The organism is Streptomyces sp. NPDC002577, assembly GCF_053594815.1.
Map to the genome: position 1 here is coordinate 66,174 of NZ_JBSFWK010000022.1, position 16,937 is coordinate 83,110.

A 16,937-nucleotide genomic window follows, 5' to 3' on the forward strand; every position below is an offset into this window, starting at 1 on the left:
GCGACGGGGCGCCGTGCGTCGTGGGCTGTGCCCACCCTCCCCCACTGCCTTAAGGGCGTGGGGGACCCCCATCGCCCCAGCGGAACGACTGCCCACAGCGGTACGGCAGGACTACAGCGCGTCCGGGCCCCGTTCGCCTGTTCTTACCCTGGCCACCGTTTCCACCGGGACCGCCCAGACCTTGCCGTCGCCGATCTTGCCGGTGCGGGCGGCTCGGAGTATCGCGTCGATGACCGGGTCCGCGTCGGCGTCCTGGACGACGACCTCGATGCGGACCTTGGGTACGAGGTCGACCTGGTACTCCGCGCCCCGGTACACCTCCGTGTGGCCGCGCTGGCGGCCGTAGCCGCTGGCCTCCGTGACGGTCAGGCCCTGTACGCCGAGTTCCTGGAGCGCGGTCTTCACCTCGTCGAGGCGGTAGGGCTTGACGATCGCGGTGATGAGTTTCATGCGGAGGGGCTCCTGTCCTTCGAAACGGGCGCCGGCACGTGCGCCGCGAGGGCCGCTGTCTGCGGGGCAGCGTGGCCCAGAACGCCGTGATCGTAGGCGCTCTCCGCGTGCACTGTCTGGTCCAGGCCCGTCAGCTCGTCCTCAGCCGAGGCACGGAGGCCCATCAGCTTGTCGACGGCCTTGCCGATCCCGTACGTCACGAGGAACGTGTAGGCCGCGACGACCACCACGGCCACGGCCTGCCTGCCGAGCTGCGCGAGACCGCCGCCGTAGAAGAGGCCCTCCTTGCCGCCCGTCATCGAGGCCGTCGCGAACAGGCCGATGAGCAGCGTGCCGACGACTCCGCCGACGAAGTGGACGCCGACGACGTCCAGCGAGTCGTCGTAGTCGAAGCGGAACTTCCAGGCGACCGCGTAGGAGCAGATGACGCCTGCGGCGAGCCCGACCACGGCGCCGCCCAGGATGCCGACCGTGCCGCACGCGGGTGTGATGGCCACCAGGCCGGCGACCGCGCCCGAGGCCGCGCCGAAGGTGGTCGGGTGGCCGTCGCGGCGCTGCTCGACGAAGAGCCAGCCGAGCAGGCCCGTGCAGCCCGCGACCACGGTGTTGAGGAGCGAGGCCGCGGCCAGCCCGTTGGCGCCGAGCGCCGAGCCGCCGTTGAAGCCGAGCCAGCCGAACCAGAGCAGGCCCGCGCCCATCAGCACCATCGGCAGGTTGTGGGGACGCATCGCGTCCTTCTTGAAGCCGATGCGGGGTCCGAGCACCAGGGCAAGGGCCAGGCCCGAAGCCCCGCAGGCGATCTCGACGACGAGCCCACCCGCGAAGTCGAGGGCGCCGAGGGAGTTCGCGATCCAGCCGTCCGGCCCCCACACCCAGTGCGCGACGGGAACGTATACCAGCAGCGTCCACACCGGTACGAAGACCAGCCAGGCCGCGAACCTCGTGCGGTCCGCGATCGCGCCGCTGATCAGCGCCGCCGTGAGGATCGCGAAGGTGAGCTGGAAGGTGGTGAACAGGAGGGTCGGCACGGTGCCCGTGACGCTGTCCGGGCCGATGCCCGCCATGCCGAGGTGGTCGAGACCGCCGATGATCCCGGCGAACGCGTCGTCGCCGAAGGCGAGCGAGTAGCCCGCGACCAGCCAGACGACCGTGACCAGCGCGATCGACACGAAGCTCATCATCAGCATGTTGAGGACGCTCTTCGTGCGGACCATGCCGCCGTAGAAGAGGGCCAGCCCGGGTGTCATGAGCAGGACGAGCGCGGTGGAGGCGAGCAGCCAGGCCGTGTCGCCTGAGTCGATGCGCGCCGCTGCCAGGGTCTCGGGAGGCAAAGGGGTCTCTCCTCGGGGTGGAGTGGGGGGACTCGGCGTCGGAGAGCCTCACCGGCATACATTTCGCGACGGGTACCTTCGCGTTTCCGGCATGTTTCGTATTGCTTGGGGGTTTCCGGAATCTCACCGCGAGACAGCGGTGCACGGCTGTGTGCGGTGTCCGGCTGTGTGCGGCGGTCTCCGGCCGTGTACGGCGGGGTCCGGACGATCAGGGAGAATGGGCGCCATGAGCGTTCGCACCCCTGCATCCGAGGCGTCCAAGCCGTCCGAGTCCGTCCATCGGTCCGGCTTCGCCTGTTTCGTCGGCCGTCCCAACGCCGGCAAGTCCACGCTGACGAACGCTCTGGTCGGTCAGAAGGTGGCGATCACCTCGAACCGTCCGCAGACGACGCGGCACACGGTCCGCGGCATCGTGCACCGTCCCGACGCCCAGCTGGTGCTCGTCGACACCCCCGGCCTGCACAAGCCGCGCACCCTGCTCGGCGAGCGCCTCAACGACGTCGTGCGCACCACGTGGGCCGAGGTCGACGTGATCGGCTTCTGCCTGCCGGCGAACGAGAAGCTCGGCCCCGGCGACCGCTTCATCGCCAAGGAGCTCGCGGGGATCAAGAAGACCCCCAAGGTCGCGGTCGTGACCAAGACCGACCTCGTCGACTCCAAGGCCCTCGCCGAGCAGCTCATCGCGATCGACCAGCTCGGCAAGGACCTCGGCTTCGAGTGGGCGGAGATCGTCCCGGTGTCCGCGGTCGGCGACAAGCAGGTGCAGCTGCTCGCCGACCTGCTCGTCCCGCTCCTGCCCGAGGGCCCGACGCTCTACCCCGAAGGCGACCTGACCGACGAGCCGGAGCAGGTCATGGTGGCCGAGCTGATCCGCGAGGCCGCGCTCGAGGGCGTACGGGACGAGCTGCCGCACTCGATCGCGGTCGTCGTCGAGGAGATGCTGCCGCGCGAGGACCGCCCCGCGGACAAGCCGCTGCTCGACATCCACGCCAACCTGTTCATCGAGCGCCCCAGCCAGAAGGGCATCGTCATCGGCCCCAAGGGCAAGCGCCTGAAGGAGGTCGGCATCAAGTCCCGCAAGCAGATCGAGGCCCTGCTCGGCACTCCGGTCTTCCTCGACCTGCACGTGAAGGTCGCGAAGGACTGGCAGCGGGACCCCAAGCAGCTGCGGCGCCTCGGGTTCTGATTCCGAGCTTCTGCGAGAAGGGGCTACACCCCTCCAGCGCTACACCCCTCCAGCGCTACACCCCTCCCGCGCTACGCCCCCTCCTTCAGCACCCTCCTGATCAGTTCCCGTTGGGCTTCCGTCAGGTGGGGGTCCGCGCAGTGGACCGTCCGGTCGTCGACCGTGATCTCGTAGCTGAAACCGTCCGGCACCCCGGCCGACGGCGTGCCCCGGCCGGCGGCCAGGGCCCGCTCGGCCAGGGAACGCCATTCCTCGGCGTCGGCCCGCCCGGTGACGTCCACCTCGGCGTGCCGCTCGATACCGGCGAATCCGCCCGTGCGTGTGACGTGGATACGCATGGGTCCTGTCTAGTACGGCGACGGGTCAGGCAGTAGTGGCCACCCCGACCCGCTCCCACGCCTTGAGCACGGCCTGCCGCTCCTCGCCCTCGCCGTACCGGCTCACCGCCGCCTCGGCCGTCAGCTGCGCGAAGTCGGTGAACTGCGCCTGCGAGTCCAGTTCGCCGCCGGTCAGCACGTCGTACCAGATCTGTCCCGCCTTCTCCCAGGCGTTGCCGCCCAACGCGTCGGCGACCAGGTAGAAGGCGTGGTTGGGGATGCCGGAGTTGATGTGGACACCGCCGTTGTCGCGGTTGGTGCGGACGTAGCCGTCCATGGTGGCGGGTTGCGGGTCCTTGCCGAGCACATCGTCGTCGTAGGCCGTGCCGGGGGCCTTCATGGAGCGCAGGGCGCTGCCGGTGACGCGCGGCGCCAGCAGGCCGGCGCCGATCAGCCAGTCGGCCTCGGTGGCGGTCTGGCCGAGCGTGTACTGCTTGATCAGCGAGCCGAAGACGTCCGAGATGTGCTCGTTCAGGGCGCCTGACTGCCCGAAGTAGGCCAGGTTCGCGGTGTACTGCGTGACGCCGTGCGTCAGCTCGTGGCCGATGACGTCGACAGGGATGGTGAAGTCGAGGAAGATCTCGGCGTCGCCGTCGCCGAAGACCATCTGCTCGCCGTTCCAGAAGGCGTTGTTGTAGTCCTCGTCGTAGTGGACCGTCGCGTTCAGCGCGAGGCCGTCGCCGTCGACGGAATCGCGCCCGTATGCCTTCAGGAAGAGGTCGAAGGTCGCGCCGAGACCGGCGTACGCGCGGTTGACCGTCGCGTCGTTGGCGGGTTCGTCGCCCTCACCGCGCACCTTGCGGCCGGGCAGGTCGGTGCCGTGGCCGGCGTCGTAGATCGTCCGGTGCGGCTGTTCGGCGGTGGTCCGAGCGGGCGGGGCCACCGAGGGCGCGCCGATCACCGTGGTCAGGCGCCGGCGCGTGCGCTCGAGGGCGTCCCGCTCCAGGGTGCGGCGTGCGGGACCGGCGAGAGCCGCGTCCGCGTGCTGGGCGAGGGTGTCGAGGATATGGGGCGGGACGATGGTGCAGAAGACGGGCTCGAGGCCCGCCGGGTCGGGGGTCATGGCGTTGACGGTCATGCGTGCAATGTGGCACTGGGTCACGCGAGTGTCACTAGCTGCAAGCATGATTGCTGAAATGGAGTGACAGATCACCTCTTGCCCGTTACCGGCCGGCGATCCCGCATACTGATACGGGCCCCCGCAGACGGCGCTGTCTCGGTTAGGCTACGGAACATCATGCGTTTCGGGCTGCTTCTCCTTAGCTGCCGCGGCGAGGGCCTGTAGTCGTAGGCCGACCCCCTCCCCGCGGAGTTCGGTGTTGCGCTTCGACCCGTCGGCCGTCCCCCGCGGACCCCAGAGGAGCCCCACGCATCATGACAGCTACTGCTGATCGCCCTACGCCCATCACCAACGGGACGCATTTCCAGCGGCCGACCGCGATGCCGATCAACAAGTACGGCCAGTACGAGGCCGTGGACATCCCGGACCGCACCTGGCCGAACAACCGGATCACCAAGGCCCCGCGCTGGCTGTCGACGGACCTGCGCGACGGCAACCAGGCGCTGATCGACCCGATGTCGCCCGAGCGCAAGCGCCGGATGTTCGACCAGCTGGTCAAGATGGGCTACAAGGAGATCGAGGTCGGCTTCCCGGCCTCCGGCCAGACCGACTTCGACTTCGTGCGCTCGATCATCGAGGAAGAGGGCGCGATCCCGGACGACGTGACGATCTCCGTACTGACCCAGGCCCGCGAGGACCTGATCGAGCGGACCGTCGAGTCGCTGAAGGGCGCCAAGCGCGCCACCGTCCACCTGTACAACGCCACCGCGCCGGTCTTCCGCCGGGTCGTCTTCCGCGGCTCCAAGGACGACATCAAGCACATCGCCGTCGACGGCACGCGGCTGGTCATGGAGTACGCCGAGAAGCTGCTGGGCCCGGAGACGGAGTTCGGCTACCAGTACTCGCCGGAGATCTTCACCGACACCGAGCTGGACTTCGCGCTGGAGGTCTGCGAGGCGGTCATGGATGTCTGGCAGCCCGGCCCGGGTCGCGAGATCATCCTGAACCTGCCCGCCACGGTCGAGCGCTCCACCCCCTCCACCCACGCCGACCGCTTCGAGTGGATGGGCCGCAACCTGTCCCGCCGCGAGTACGTCTGCCTGTCGGTCCACCCGCACAACGACCGCGGTACGGCCGTCGCCGCCGCCGAGCTGGGGGTGATGGCCGGCGCCGACCGTGTCGAGGGCTGCCTGTTCGGCCAGGGCGAGCGCACCGGCAACGTCGACCTGGTCACCCTGGGCATGAACCTGTTCTCGCAGGGCGTCGACCCGCAGATCGACTTCTCCGACATCGACGAGATCCGTCGTACGTGGGAGTACTGCAACCAGATGGAGGTCCACCCGCGCCACCCGTACGTGGGCGACCTGGTCTACACGTCCTTCTCCGGCTCCCACCAGGACGCCATCAAGAAGGGCTTCGACGCGATGGAGGCCGACGCGAAGGCCAAGGGCGTCACGGTCGACGACATCGAGTGGGCCGTTCCGTACCTGCCCATCGACCCCAAGGACGTCGGCCGCTCCTACGAGGCCGTCATCCGCGTCAACTCGCAGTCCGGCAAGGGCGGCATCGCGTACGTCCTGAAGAACGACCACAAGCTGGACCTGCCGCGCCGGATGCAGATCGAGTTCTCGAAGATCATCCAGGCCAAGACCGACGCCGAGGGCGGCGAGGTCACGCCGAAGGACATCTGGAACGTCTTCCAGGACGAGTACCTGCCCAACCCCGCGAACGCCTGGGGCCGCATCCAGGTCAAGACCGGCCAGTCCACGACCGACAAGGACGGCGTGGACACGCTGACCGTCGAGGCCGAGGTGGACGGCGTCGAGACGACCCTGGTCGGCACCGGCAACGGCCCGATCTCCGCGTTCTTCCACGCGCTGGGCGCCATCGGCGTCGACGCCCGACTGCTGGACTACCAGGAGCACACGATGAGCGAGGGCGCCTCCGCGCAGGCCGCCTCGTACATCGAGGTCGCGATCGACGACAAGGTGCTGTGGGGCATCGGCATCGACGCGAATACGACACGCGCGTCGCTGAAGGCCGTGGTCTCCGCCGTCAACCGATCGGCGCGATAACCCCGTTCACCTGGGTTTGCCCGGCCCCGTCCGCCCTTGAGGCGGGCGGGGCCGCGTCGCGTCTCGGCCATGTCGGCGCCATGTGGCTCCTACGTACTGACGCCGCGTCATCGATGTGGCTAACATCACGCCAACGCGACGATGTTGCCGCGTGGTTACGGAGGTGCGACGACGTGCTGCCAGGATGGGGACGAAACGGCCGTAGTTCTGCCATTGCGCGCATTTTCGGCACCCGCACCGTCTGGACCACCGTCGGCGACGGTGAGTTCTTCTGCCCCGGTTGCGGCGGCGACCGCAACTACCAGCGAAGGACGGGCCGGCGCCGGTTCATCGTGCTCGGTGTCCCGCTGCTGCCGCGCGGTGCCGCCGGGCCGGTCGTCGAATGCACCGCGTGCGGCCACCGCTTCGGCACGGACGCCCTCGACCACCCGACGACCACCCGCCTCGCCGCGATGCTCCGCGACGCCGTCCACACCGTGGCCCTCGCCGTCCTCGCCTCCGGCGGCGCCCCCTCACGCGCAGCGCTGGAGACCGCCGTCGCCGCCGTACGCTGCGCCGGATCCGACGACTGCACCGAGGAACAGCTCGCCGCGCTCGTCGAGGCACTGGCCGCCGACACCGGTCGGCTGATGCCCGAACAGTGCGGTTCGAGCATCGCCGGTCTCGCCATAGAGCTCCACGAAGCCCTCGATCCGCTGGCGCCCCACCTCGTCGCCGCGGGCCGCGAGTCGGTCCTGCTGCAGGCGGCCCGCATCGCCCTCGCCGACGGCCCGTACACAACCGCGGAGCGGGGCGTCCTCACCACGGTGGGGCGGGCGCTGACGATCCCGGAGGAGGACGTGACGCGGCTGCTGGCGGCGGCGCGCACGCCCTTCTGACGCGTCTGACGCGTGACTCTGCGCAGGCCGGTGCCTGCGCCGACGGTACTCCCGGGGGAGTAATCCCTGGTTCGGGACACCCCCGGCAGTAGCGGCGAACTCGCCCTCGAGCCCGACGAATCGGCCTTGCCTCGCCGGGAGTCTGGACACGTCCAGACTCTTGTGGCGGAGGGAGGCCCGTCGATGGGGGCCGCAACGACCATGAAGCGACCGGTGTCGGCACGGCGCCGACGAGCCGTGCCCTGGGCGGTGATCGGACTGTGGGTGGCCGTGTTCCTGCTCGTCGGGCCGCTCGCGGGCAAGTTCAGCGACGCCCAGCAGAACCGCACCGTCGACTATCTGCCCGACAGCGCCGACTCCACCCGGGTCGCGCGTGTCCAGGACGAGTTGCCGGGCGGCGGGTCCACCGATCTCGTCCTCGTGTACCACCGCGACGGCGGGCTGACCGCGGCCGACCGGAACACGGCCGCCGGCCAGGTCCGCGAGATCGCGTCGGCGTACGACCTGACGGCGCAGCCCGAGGCCGTCCCGTCCCAGGACGGCAGCACCCTGATGTACCCGGTGTCGAGCACCCGGCCGGGCCAGGACGAGGACGCCCGCGACGCGTTCGTCGACGGTGTCCGCGACATCGCGAACGGCGGCGGGGGACTGAGCGTCGAGGTCGGCGGCCCCGGGGCCCTCAACACCGACATGGCCGAGGTGTTCGGGACCATCGACGGCACGCTGCTGTACGCCACGCTCGGGGTCGTCACCGTCCTGCTGATCCTCATCTACCGCAGCCCGTTCCTGTGGCTGGTGCCGCTGGGCGTCGCGGGTGCCGCGGCGAGCACGGCGATGGCCGCCGCCTACGGCCTCAACCAGGCCTTCGACGTGACCATCACCGGCCAGAGCGGTGGCGTGATGACCGTCCTCGTACTCGGCGCGGGCACCGACTACGCGTTGCTGCTGGTCTCCCGCTACCGCGAGGAACTACGGCGCCACGAGCGGCCGTACGACGCCATGCGCGCCGCCCTGCGCGGCTGCGGTCCCGCGATCCTCGCCTCGTCCGGCACCGTCGCGGCCGGACTGCTGTGCCTGCTCGCCGCCGACCTCAACAGCAGCAGCGGCATGGGCCCGGTCGGCGTGGTCGGCGTACTGGCCGCACTCGTGGCGATGACGACGCTGCTGCCCGCGATCCTCGTCCTGCTCGGCCGCCGCGTGTTCTGGCCGCTCGTGCCCGCGTACGGCAGTGCGCCGAAGGCCCGCAGGTCGCTGTTCGCCGCCATGGGCGCCTCGGCGACGCGCAGGCCCGCGGCGGTGCTGGTGGGCGGGGCCGTGCTGCTCGGCGCGCTCGCGCTGGGCGCCCTCAACCTGCCCGGCGGCCTCAAACAGGCGGACTCCTTCACCGACAAGCCCGAGTCGATCACGGCGATGCAGACGCTGGCACGCGAGTACCCCGAGCGCAGTAGCCAGCCGATCAGCGTGATCGCGCCCACCGACCGGGCCGGCGCGGCACTCGACAAGGCCCGCTCCACCGACGGGGTCGCGGACGTGGTCCGCGGGCGCAGCGGCGGTGGCTGGACCGAGATCTCCGTCTTCGCGACCGACGGGCCCGAGACGGCCGGCGAGACCCGCACGATCGAGGCGCTGCGCGACGGGCTCGACGGCTCCTACGGCGCATACGTCGGCGGGCCCAGCGCCCAGCAGATCGACCTGGCCGACAGTCAGGCGAGGGACCGCAGCGTCGTGGTGCCGCTCGTCCTCAGCGCCGTGCTCGTCATCCTCATGGCGCTGCTGCGCAGCATCGTCGCGCCGCTGATGCTGCTCGTCGCCGTCGTCGCCGTGTGGGGCGCGGCCCTCGGCATCGGCGGCCTGGTCTTCGGGCCGGTCCTCGGCTTCGCGGGCACCGATCCCGGACTCGGGCTGCTGTCCTTCGTGTTCCTCGTCGCCCTCGGCGTCGACTACGGCATCTTCCTGATGCACCGCATGCGCGAGGAGTCCCTGTCGGGGGCGGAACCCGAGACCGCGGCGCTCACCGCGCTGCGTACGACCGGCGGCGTGATCGCCTCCGCGGGCGTCGTGCTCGCCGCGACCTTCGCCGTCCTGACCACGCTGCCCCTGGTGGGCCTCGTGGAACTCGGCTTCGTCATCGCCGTGGGCGTCCTGCTGGACACGTTCCTCGTACGGACGTACCTGGTGACGACGGCCAGTGTGCTGCTTCGGCGGAAGGTGTGGTGGCCGGGGAGGCTGTCGATGGCCCCGCGATCCCCGGAGCCCCGCGTGCCCGAGCCGGTGGTCGTGCGCACGCCCTGACCGCCCTGACCTGACAGCCTGGACGCTCCTCCGGCCGGATTCCGACTCTGCCGGAGGGGCGTCTCCGTACGGGAGGATGAAGACGTGCACGACGGGGAGAGCACGACAACGGTCCAGGGCCGGGAGAGTACGACAGCGGTCAAGGGCGGGGCGGCCGGGATCGGCGCGCGATCGTCGACGGAGGAGCGGCGGTCGTTACTGGGAGAGCGGATCATCGAGGCGATCAGCCGCGACCCTCTGACCGCGTCGCACGCGCTGCGCAACGACGCACTGCTCGCCGGAACGGTCGCGGTCGCCGCCGTACTGATCGCGCTGCTGACCGACGACGCGCGCAGGCCCGACGCCCTCGGCTGGGCGCTGCTGTTCGCCGTCCATGTGCCGGTGTTGTGGCGGCGCAGACATCCGCTGCGGGCCCTGGCCGCGCTGGTGCTGTGTGCCGCCCCGTACCACGCACTCGACAACAACCACCTCGCGCCGATTCCGGCGTCGTACATCATGCTCTACACCGTGGCCGTCACAGGCCGCCCGCTGCGCACGATGCTGACCGGCTTCGCCGTCCTCGGTGTCGGCCTGAGCGTGATGCTCACCGTCAGCACGCACGAGGCCCTCGAAACGCTGCGGGTCTCCGGCTGGATCATCGCGGTGCTGTTCCTCGGGGTCGACGTCCGTTACTACCGCCAGTACCACGCCTCCATCGTGGAGCGCGCCGTACGCGCCGAACGCACCCGCGAGGAGGAGGCCCGGCGCCGGGTCGCCGAGGAACGGCTGCGCATCGCGCGGGACCTGCACGATCTGCTGGCGCACAGCATCACACTCGTCGGAGTGCAGACCTCGGTGGCCGCGCACGTGCTGGCCGCCGACCCCGACCGGCTCGACCGGGAGGCCGTCGCCGGGGCGCTGGACGACATCGCGGAGACCTGCCGTACCGCTCGCGGCGAACTGCGGGCCACGCTCGAGGTGCTGCGGGACACCGAGACCGCCGATGCCCGCGGGCCGCTGCCCGGGCTCGACGGCGTGCCCGACCTGGCGGAGGCGGCACGGACCGCCGGTGCCAAGGTCGACCTGGCGGTGGCTGCCGAGGATGTGCCGCCGGCCGTGGGCGCCGCCGCCTACCGCATCGTGCAGGAGGCGCTGACCAATGCCGTGCGTCATGCGGGCCCGGACATCACGGTCCGCGTCGGCCTGCGCGCGGCCGGGGGCGCGCTCCGTGTGGAGGTGACCGATGACGGGGCGGCCGCGCCCGGCGGCACGCCCGGGTTCGGGCTCGTCGGCATGCGCGAGCGGGCCCGCAGCGTGGGCGGCACGCTGGAGGCGGGGGCGCGGCCGGAGGGCGGGTTCGCGGTCAGCGCCGTCCTCCCTCTGCGCACTCCGGGAACGTCGATACGAGATGAGGTGCGATGAATCCGCCGGTGAATCCGCCGTATGAGCCGGGGTCCATCCGGGTGCTGCTCGCCGACGACCAGACGCTGGTGCGCGCCTCCTTCGCGATGCTCGTCGAGTCGGCCCGCGACATGGAGGTCGTCGGCCAGGCGGCCACCGGCCGGGAAGCCGTCGAACTCGCCAGGTCCGCCCGCGCCGACCTGGTCGTCATGGACATCCGCATGCCCGACCTGGACGGTATCGAGGCGACGCGGATCATCGCCGCGGACGAGGATCTGGCGGGCGTCAAAGTCCTGGTGCTCACGACGTACGACACGGACGAGCACATCATCGAGGCGCTGCGGGCGGGGGCCTCCGGTTTTCTCGTCAAGGACGTGAAACCCGCTGAACTGCTTGATGCCATCCGTACGGTGGCCGCGGGGGAGTCGCTGCTCTCGCCCGGGCCCACGGCCCGGCTGATCGCCCGTGTCCTGCGCGGGCCGGGGCCGCACACGGCCGCGTCCGCGACGGGCGGGCCCGACTGTCTCTCCGAGCGTGAGCGGCAGGTCCTGACGTTGGTCGCGCGGGGGCTCAACAATGCGGAGATCGCTGATGCGCTGGGGTTGAGTCCGCTCACCGCGAAGACGCATGTCAGCCGGATCATGGGGAAGTTGGGGGTGCGGGATCGGGCGCAGTTGGTGATCGTGGCGTATGAGTCGGGGCTGGTCTCTCCCCAACCCCGCAATTTCAGCCCGTCCGGCGATTGAGGACGAGCCCGAAGGGCGATCCGGGGGTCTGGGGCGGAGCCTCAGTTTGGGGAAGGGGCGGGATCGGGGAAGGGGAAACCTCCTACAACAACCCCGCGCCGGCCAGGAACTTGCCCACCCGCTCGACCTCCTCAGAGGAGAGCGGGATCTGAGGCTCGGCGGTCGCCGGGCAGTCGATCACCCCCCGCAGATAGAGCGCCGCCTTGAACGCCCCCAACGCCGACGAACTACCCCCCATCCGCCCCGCATCCCCCACCCGCACCATCCCGAACAGCCCACACAACCGCTCCTGTTCGGCCCGAGCCCGCTCCCAGTCACCTGCCCGGCAGTACCGATAGAGCCGCACATACCCCTCGGGATCGACGTTCCCAAGACCCGGTACGACGCCGTCCGCCCCCATCGCCAGCGCCGAGTCCACGACCAGCTCGGACCCGGTGAGCACGCTGAACCCGGCGACGTCACTCTGTGCGCGTGCCCCCATCACCACCTGCCGGAACCCGCCCTCGTCACCGCTCGAGTCCTTGAGCCCGGCCAGCACACCCTCGGCGGCCAACTCGAGCACCAGCCCGGCGGCCAGCTTCGAGTGCACCGACACCGGCAGGTCGTACGCGAGGACCGGCACGGGCGACCCGGCGGCGATCAGCCGGAAGTGGCGGGCGATCTCGGCGGGATGGGTGCGTGTGTAGAAGGGCGCGGTGGCGACGACGGCGTCGGCGCCCGCCTCGGTGACGTACCGGACGTGGTCCAGGACGCGCGGCGTCGTCATGTCGATGACCCCGGCGAGCACGGGCAGCTGCCCGCCCACATGCCCCACGACCGTCTCGACGACGATCCGGCGCTGCAGGTCGGGCAGATACGCGGCCTCCGACGAGGACCCGAGGACGAACAGGCCGTCCACGCCGCCCTGAACCAGATGGTCGACGAGCCTGATGAGGGAGGCGGTGTCCACCTCGCGGTCCGGTGTCAGGGGGGTGCAGACGGGCGGGACGACACCGTTCAGCGGGGTGGGCAAAGTCATGAAGGCTCCTGCTCCCTGGCGTTCTTCTGTGTCGGATACGTCGGATATCTCGGACTGTCCGGCGGGACGTCCGCTGTACTGAGGGTCGCAGCCTGGGCGACCAGATCGCGCGTCGACTGGCCGTCGCCCACCGGATGGTGGCAGCGGAACCGGTGCCCCGGCGTCGCCGCGTCCGCGAAGTCCGGCATGACGGCCGCACACGCGTCGTCGGCCTTCCAGCACCGCGTACGGAACGGGCAGCCGCTCGGCGGACGGGTCGCGGACGGGACGGGTCCGACGAGCGGGATCGGGTCGATGGGGTCCAGGAGCCCCGGGGTCGCCGAGAACAGCGCGCGCGTGTACGGATGCCTGGCCCGGTCGGTGACCTCCCCGGCCGGTGACTCCTCGACGATCCGCCCCAGGTACATGGTGATCACGCGGTCGCTCATCCGCCGTACCGTCTGGATGTCGTGCGACACGAACACCAGCGCAAGCCCCAGCCGTTCCTTCAGGTCCAGCAGGAGGTTGAGGATCTGGGCGCGTACGGACACATCCAGGGCGCTGGTCGGCTCGTCCGCGACGACCAGGTGCGGTTCGAGCGCGAGGGCGCGGGCGATGGCGACGCGCTGCCGCTGCCCGCCGGAGAGCTGCCCGGGCAGCCCGTCGGCGAGGACACGCGGCAGGCCGACCAGCGCCATCAGCTCCCGTACCCGCTCCTCCCGTTGGGCGGGCGTCCCTCGCCGATGGACGTCGAGGGGGTCGCGAAGGATCTGCCGTACGGTCAGCCTGCGGTTCAGCGCCGTCGACGGGTCCTGGAAGATCATGCCGGTGAGGCCGCCGATCGTCGCCCTGCGCTCGGCGGGCTTCATGGCCCACAGGTCGCGGCCCCCGAACGACACCGTGCCGGCCGTCGGGCTCTGCACGCCCACCAGCACCTTCGCGAGCGTCGATTTGCCGCATCCCGACTCGCCCACGACGCCGAGGGTTTCGCCGGGCCCGAGGGTGAGATCCGCGCCGGTCAGCGCGTACACGCGGTCGCGCGAGAACAGCCCGCCGGTACGCGCCTTGTGCACGACATGCACGCCGGACAGCGAGAGCAGACTCATGTGACGGCCTCCTCGTTCCCTCGGGGCCCGGCCAGGTCCACCCCGACCGCGGGATGGTGGCAGGCGACCGCGTGCCTGCGGCCGACGCCCAGCAGATCCCTGGAGCGGCCCACCAGATCCGGCGCCGTCTCCCGGCACACCCCGCTCGCCATGGGGCACCGGTCGGCGAACCGGCAGCCCGCCGGGAAGTCGGCGGGCGACGGCACGACACCCCTGATCTGCGTCATCCGTTCGGCGGCCGACTCCAGCGACAGCACCGAACCCAGCAACCCGCGCGTGTAGTGGTGGGCCGGGGCCTCGACGAGGTCGGCGGTCGCGCCGGTTTCGACGATCTGCCCGCCGTACATCACCACCACCCGGTCGGTGACGTCCGCGACCAGCGCCAGATCGTGCGAGACGAGGATCAGCGCGAAGCCCAGCTCCGCGCGCAACCGCAACAGCAACTCGATGACCTGCGCCTGAACCGTCACATCCAGCGCGGTCGTCGGCTCGTCCGCGACGATCAGCTTCGGGCTGCGCGACAGGGCCATGGCGATCAGTACGCGCTGGCGCTGGCCGCCGGACAGCTCGTGCGGATAGCTGCGCAGGGTCCGCTCCGGGTCCAGACCCACCATCTCGAGCAGCTCGCCCGCCGTTCTCCCGCCCGTCGCCCGACCACCACCCCTGGTGGAGGCGCTTCGCGCCGCCCCTTTTGGTTGGCGCCGTACGACCTGCATCAGCTGCGCGCGGATCGTCATCGCCGGGTTCAGCGACGACAACGCGTCCTGGTAGATCATCGCCATGTCATGGCCGAGGAGGCGGCGCCGCGCGCGCATCCGCATGCCGACCAGCTGCCTGCCGTCGAAGGTGACGCTGCCGCGGATCCGGGCGCCCTTCGGCTCCAGACCCATCACGGTCAGCGCGGTCAGCGACTTGCCGCAGCCGGACTCGCCGACCAGGCCGAGGACTTCACCGGGGCGTACGTCGAAGCTGATCCCGTCGACGATGTCGACACCGTCGTGACGTGCGTCGAAGCCGATGGCGAGCCCGGCCACATCCAGGACCGGCGGCCCCTGCGGCAGCGGCCGCGAGCGCTCCCGCAGCCGCGCCGCCGCCTCCGTGAGACCGGGCAGCTCCAGCACCGTCCCCGTCCCCGGCTCGGCCGCCTCCAGCCGGTCCTCCGTACGCGCCTTCGCCGCCGGTACGTCGCGGGCGGCGGGCGCGGCCCACGCGTCCGAGACGCCCTCCGACAGGATGTTCAGCGACAGTACGGTGACCAGCATCAGCAGCCCGGGGAAGACCGTGGCCCACCAGCCGCCGGTCAGCACCATGTTCTTGCCGTCCGCGATGACGCTGCCCCACGACGGGTCCGGCGGCCGTACGCCCGCGCCGATGAAGGACAGCGACGCCTCGAAGACGATCGCCTCCGCCACCTGCACCGTGCAGAACACCAGCACCGGAGCGGCGCAGTTGATCGCCACGTGCTTCAGGACGATGTGCGGCGTCCGCGCCCCGATCACGCGTTCCGCGGTGACGTAGTCCTCGCCGTACTGGTCCATCACGTTGGCCCGTACGACGCGCGCCACCGGCGGCGTGTAGAGGAACGCGATCGCGCAGATCAGGACCGGGATGCCGCCGCCGAACACGGCCACGAGCACGGCCGCCAGCGCGATGCCCGGGAATGCCATGACCACGTCCAGGCACCGCATCAGCGTCTCGTCGACCGCCTTGCGCGAGGTCGCGGCGATCGCGCCCAGCAGTGCGCCCACGACGAGGGCGAGGCCGGTGGCGCCGAGGCCGATCGCCAGCGACCAGCGTGCCCCGTACATCAGGCGGCTCAGGATGTCGCGGCCCAGGCTGTCCTGGCCCATCCAGTGCTCGCCCGACGGGGCGCCCTCGCCGTGGCCGTGGTCGATCAGCGGGGCCTGGTCGAGTGGGTCGTGCGGGGCGATGAGCGGGGCGAGCAGCGCCATGAGGACGACGACGCCGATGACCACGACGGCGATCCGCGAGACGACGGGCAGCCGGCGGAATCCGCGCAGCCGGATCCCGGGCCGGGACAGCCGTTCGGCCAGCTGCCCCCTCGTAAGGCTCCCCAGCAGACGGGGCATCACGCGGCCCCCCTCAGACGCGGATTGACCAGCAGATAGAGGATGTCGATGACGAGGTTCACGATCACGAACCCGAAGGCCGTCGTCAGCACGACCCCCTGCACGACGGCCGGATCGCCGTTCTTCACGGCGTCGATCATCAGCTTCCCCATCCCCGGCAGCGAGAAGATCGTCTCGATGACGACGGCGCCGCCGAGCAGATAGCCGACCCGCAGGCCGAGCACGGTCAGCGGGTTGATCAGCGCGTTGCGCAGCACGTTCCGTCCGACCACGACGACCGGCGGCAGTCCGCTGCCGATCGCCGTGCGGACGTAGTCCTTGTCCAGCTCCTCCACCACCGCCGTGCGCACGATGCGGGTGAGCTGGGCCGCGACCGGCAGCGACAGCGCGAACGCGGGCAGCGTCATCGTCTTCAGCCAGCCGCTGAACGAGTCCGCCGGGTTGATGTATCCGCCGGTCGGGAACCAGCCCCGGTCGACGGCCAGATACTGGATCATCAGCAGCGCCAGCCAGAAACCGGGCGCCGCGACCCCGGTCAGCGACACGACCCGGATCAGCTGGTCGGGCAGCCGGTCCCGGTAGATCGCGGCGGTCACCCCGCCGAGCAGGGCGAGCACCACCGCGATCCCGAGCCCCATGAACGTCAGCTGCATGGTGAGCGGCAGCGCGGTGGTGACCTGGTCGACGACCGGTGCCCTGGTCAGCACGCTGATGCCCATGTCGCCGCGGAGCAGGTCGCCGACGAAGTGGACGTAGCGCACGGGCAGCGGATCGAGCAGCCCGTTCCGCTCACGGAAGTCGTGCAGCTGCTGCTCGGTCGGGTTCGCGCCCTGGAAGTACGCCGACGCCGGATCGCTGTCCGAGAACCGCATCACGAGGAAGACGAACAGCACGATGCCGAGCATCAGCGGCACGAGCAGGGCGATACGGCGGACGAGGATCCTGGCGATCGTGACCACGGGTCAGGCC

General features: G+C 70.8%; 14 protein-coding genes. 6 read left to right on the forward strand and 8 right to left on the reverse strand.

Annotated elements, in window-relative coordinates; translation table 11 throughout:
• Window positions 1–111: 111 nt before the first annotated feature.
• Both ACWD4J_RS25325 and ACWD4J_RS25330 read right to left on the reverse strand, forming a co-directional pair.
• Window positions 112–450: a P-II family nitrogen regulator gene (locus ACWD4J_RS25325; RefSeq protein WP_451397717.1), complete on the reverse strand. Its 339-nt coding sequence runs from the start codon at window positions 448–450 to the stop codon at window positions 112–114.
• Window positions 447–1,781 (reverse strand): ammonium transporter, encoded by a 1,335-nt coding sequence (locus tag ACWD4J_RS25330; protein WP_451397718.1) that lies wholly within the window; start codon window positions 1,779–1,781, stop codon window positions 447–449. The genes ACWD4J_RS25325 and ACWD4J_RS25330 overlap by 4 nt, the downstream gene beginning before the upstream one ends.
• A 217-nt stretch (window positions 1,782–1,998) precedes the next feature.
• On the opposite strand from ACWD4J_RS25330, the gene era reads away from it, so the two are divergent.
• Window positions 1,999–2,967 (forward strand): GTPase Era, encoded by a 969-nt coding sequence (gene era, locus ACWD4J_RS25335; RefSeq protein ID WP_451397719.1) that lies wholly within the window; start codon window positions 1,999–2,001, stop codon window positions 2,965–2,967.
• 71 nt (window positions 2,968–3,038) lie between these two features.
• Here era and ACWD4J_RS25340 read toward each other — a convergent pair whose 3' ends face one another.
• The gene (locus tag ACWD4J_RS25340; RefSeq protein WP_451397720.1) at window positions 3,039–3,305 is read right to left on the reverse strand and encodes a protealysin inhibitor emfourin; all 267 of its coding nucleotides are present in this window, start codon (window positions 3,303–3,305) and stop codon (window positions 3,039–3,041) included.
• A 25-nt stretch (window positions 3,306–3,330) separates the two neighbouring features.
• The gene (locus tag ACWD4J_RS25345; protein WP_451397721.1) at window positions 3,331–4,422 is read right to left on the reverse strand and encodes a M4 family metallopeptidase; all 1,092 of its coding nucleotides are present in this window, start codon (window positions 4,420–4,422) and stop codon (window positions 3,331–3,333) included.
• 296 nt (window positions 4,423–4,718) lie between these two features.
• Here ACWD4J_RS25345 and leuA point away from each other — a divergent pair, with 296 nt between their 5' ends.
• The 5 genes from leuA to ACWD4J_RS25370 all read left to right on the forward strand — a co-directional run bounded on the left by leuA (window position 4,719) and on the right by ACWD4J_RS25370 (window position 11,775).
• Window positions 4,719–6,479: a 2-isopropylmalate synthase gene (leuA, locus tag ACWD4J_RS25350; protein WP_451397722.1), complete on the forward strand. Its 1,761-nt coding sequence runs from the start codon at window positions 4,719–4,721 to the stop codon at window positions 6,477–6,479.
• Window positions 6,480–6,652: 173 nt separating this feature from the next.
• On the forward strand, window positions 6,653–7,357 hold the full coding sequence (locus ACWD4J_RS25355) for a TerB family tellurite resistance protein (RefSeq protein WP_451397723.1): 705 nt from the start codon (window positions 6,653–6,655) through the stop codon (window positions 7,355–7,357).
• A 183-nt stretch (window positions 7,358–7,540) separates the two neighbouring features.
• Window positions 7,541–9,649, forward strand: coding sequence for an MMPL family transporter (locus ACWD4J_RS25360; protein ID WP_451397724.1), 2,109 nt, complete (start codon window positions 7,541–7,543; stop codon window positions 9,647–9,649).
• Window positions 9,650–9,808: 159 nt separating this feature from the next.
• A complete protein-coding gene (locus tag ACWD4J_RS25365; RefSeq protein ID WP_451397767.1) occupies window positions 9,809–11,050 on the forward strand; it encodes a sensor histidine kinase in 1,242 nt (413 codons plus the stop codon).
• The gene (locus tag ACWD4J_RS25370; protein ID WP_451397725.1) at window positions 11,047–11,775 is read left to right on the forward strand and encodes a response regulator; all 729 of its coding nucleotides are present in this window, start codon (window positions 11,047–11,049) and stop codon (window positions 11,773–11,775) included. The genes ACWD4J_RS25365 and ACWD4J_RS25370 overlap by 4 nt, the downstream gene beginning before the upstream one ends.
• 82 nt (window positions 11,776–11,857) lie before the next feature.
• Here the strand turns inward: ACWD4J_RS25370 and ACWD4J_RS25375 are convergent, their stop codons facing one another.
• The 4 genes from ACWD4J_RS25375 to ACWD4J_RS25390 are packed head-to-tail and all read right to left on the reverse strand — an operon-like array spanning window position 11,858 to window position 16,927.
• Window positions 11,858–12,793, reverse strand: a complete 936-nt coding sequence (locus ACWD4J_RS25375) for a dihydrodipicolinate synthase family protein (RefSeq protein WP_451397726.1) — start codon at window positions 12,791–12,793, stop codon at window positions 11,858–11,860.
• Window positions 12,790–13,878, reverse strand: coding sequence for an oligopeptide/dipeptide ABC transporter ATP-binding protein (locus ACWD4J_RS25380; protein ID WP_451397727.1), 1,089 nt, complete (start codon window positions 13,876–13,878; stop codon window positions 12,790–12,792). Before ACWD4J_RS25380 ends, ACWD4J_RS25375 begins: the two co-directional genes overlap by 4 nt.
• Window positions 13,875–15,968 (reverse strand): dipeptide/oligopeptide/nickel ABC transporter permease/ATP-binding protein, encoded by a 2,094-nt coding sequence (locus ACWD4J_RS25385; RefSeq protein ID WP_451397728.1) that lies wholly within the window; start codon window positions 15,966–15,968, stop codon window positions 13,875–13,877. Before ACWD4J_RS25385 ends, ACWD4J_RS25380 begins: the two co-directional genes overlap by 4 nt.
• The gene (locus ACWD4J_RS25390; RefSeq protein ID WP_451397729.1) at window positions 15,968–16,927 is read right to left on the reverse strand and encodes an ABC transporter permease; all 960 of its coding nucleotides are present in this window, start codon (window positions 16,925–16,927) and stop codon (window positions 15,968–15,970) included. Before ACWD4J_RS25390 ends, ACWD4J_RS25385 begins: the two co-directional genes overlap by 1 nt.
• Between the last annotated feature and the right edge of the window lie 10 nt (window positions 16,928–16,937).

Excerpts from the sequence above, each read along its gene's own strand:
- ACWD4J_RS25325 (WP_451397717.1), bottom strand. The coding sequence starts at position 450 with ATGAAACTCATCACCGCGATCGTCAAGCCCTACCGCCTCGACGAGGTG.
- era (WP_451397719.1), top strand. The coding sequence starts at position 1,999 with ATGGGCGCCATGAGCGTTCGCACCCCTGCATCCGAGGCGTCCAAGCCG.
- ACWD4J_RS25340 (WP_451397720.1), bottom strand. The coding sequence starts at position 3,305 with ATGCGTATCCACGTCACACGCACGGGCGGATTCGCCGGTATCGAGCGG.
- ACWD4J_RS25345 (WP_451397721.1), bottom strand. The coding sequence starts at position 4,422 with ATGACCGTCAACGCCATGACCCCCGACCCGGCGGGCCTCGAGCCCGTC.
- leuA (WP_451397722.1), top strand. The coding sequence starts at position 4,719 with ATGACAGCTACTGCTGATCGCCCTACGCCCATCACCAACGGGACGCAT.
- ACWD4J_RS25360 (WP_451397724.1), top strand. The coding sequence starts at position 7,541 with ATGGGGGCCGCAACGACCATGAAGCGACCGGTGTCGGCACGGCGCCGA.
- ACWD4J_RS25370 (WP_451397725.1), top strand. The coding sequence starts at position 11,047 with ATGAATCCGCCGGTGAATCCGCCGTATGAGCCGGGGTCCATCCGGGTG.
- ACWD4J_RS25375 (WP_451397726.1), bottom strand. The coding sequence starts at position 12,793 with ATGACTTTGCCCACCCCGCTGAACGGTGTCGTCCCGCCCGTCTGCACC.
- ACWD4J_RS25380 (WP_451397727.1), bottom strand. The coding sequence starts at position 13,878 with ATGAGTCTGCTCTCGCTGTCCGGCGTGCATGTCGTGCACAAGGCGCGT.
- ACWD4J_RS25385 (WP_451397728.1), bottom strand. The coding sequence starts at position 15,968 with ATGCCCCGTCTGCTGGGGAGCCTTACGAGGGGGCAGCTGGCCGAACGG.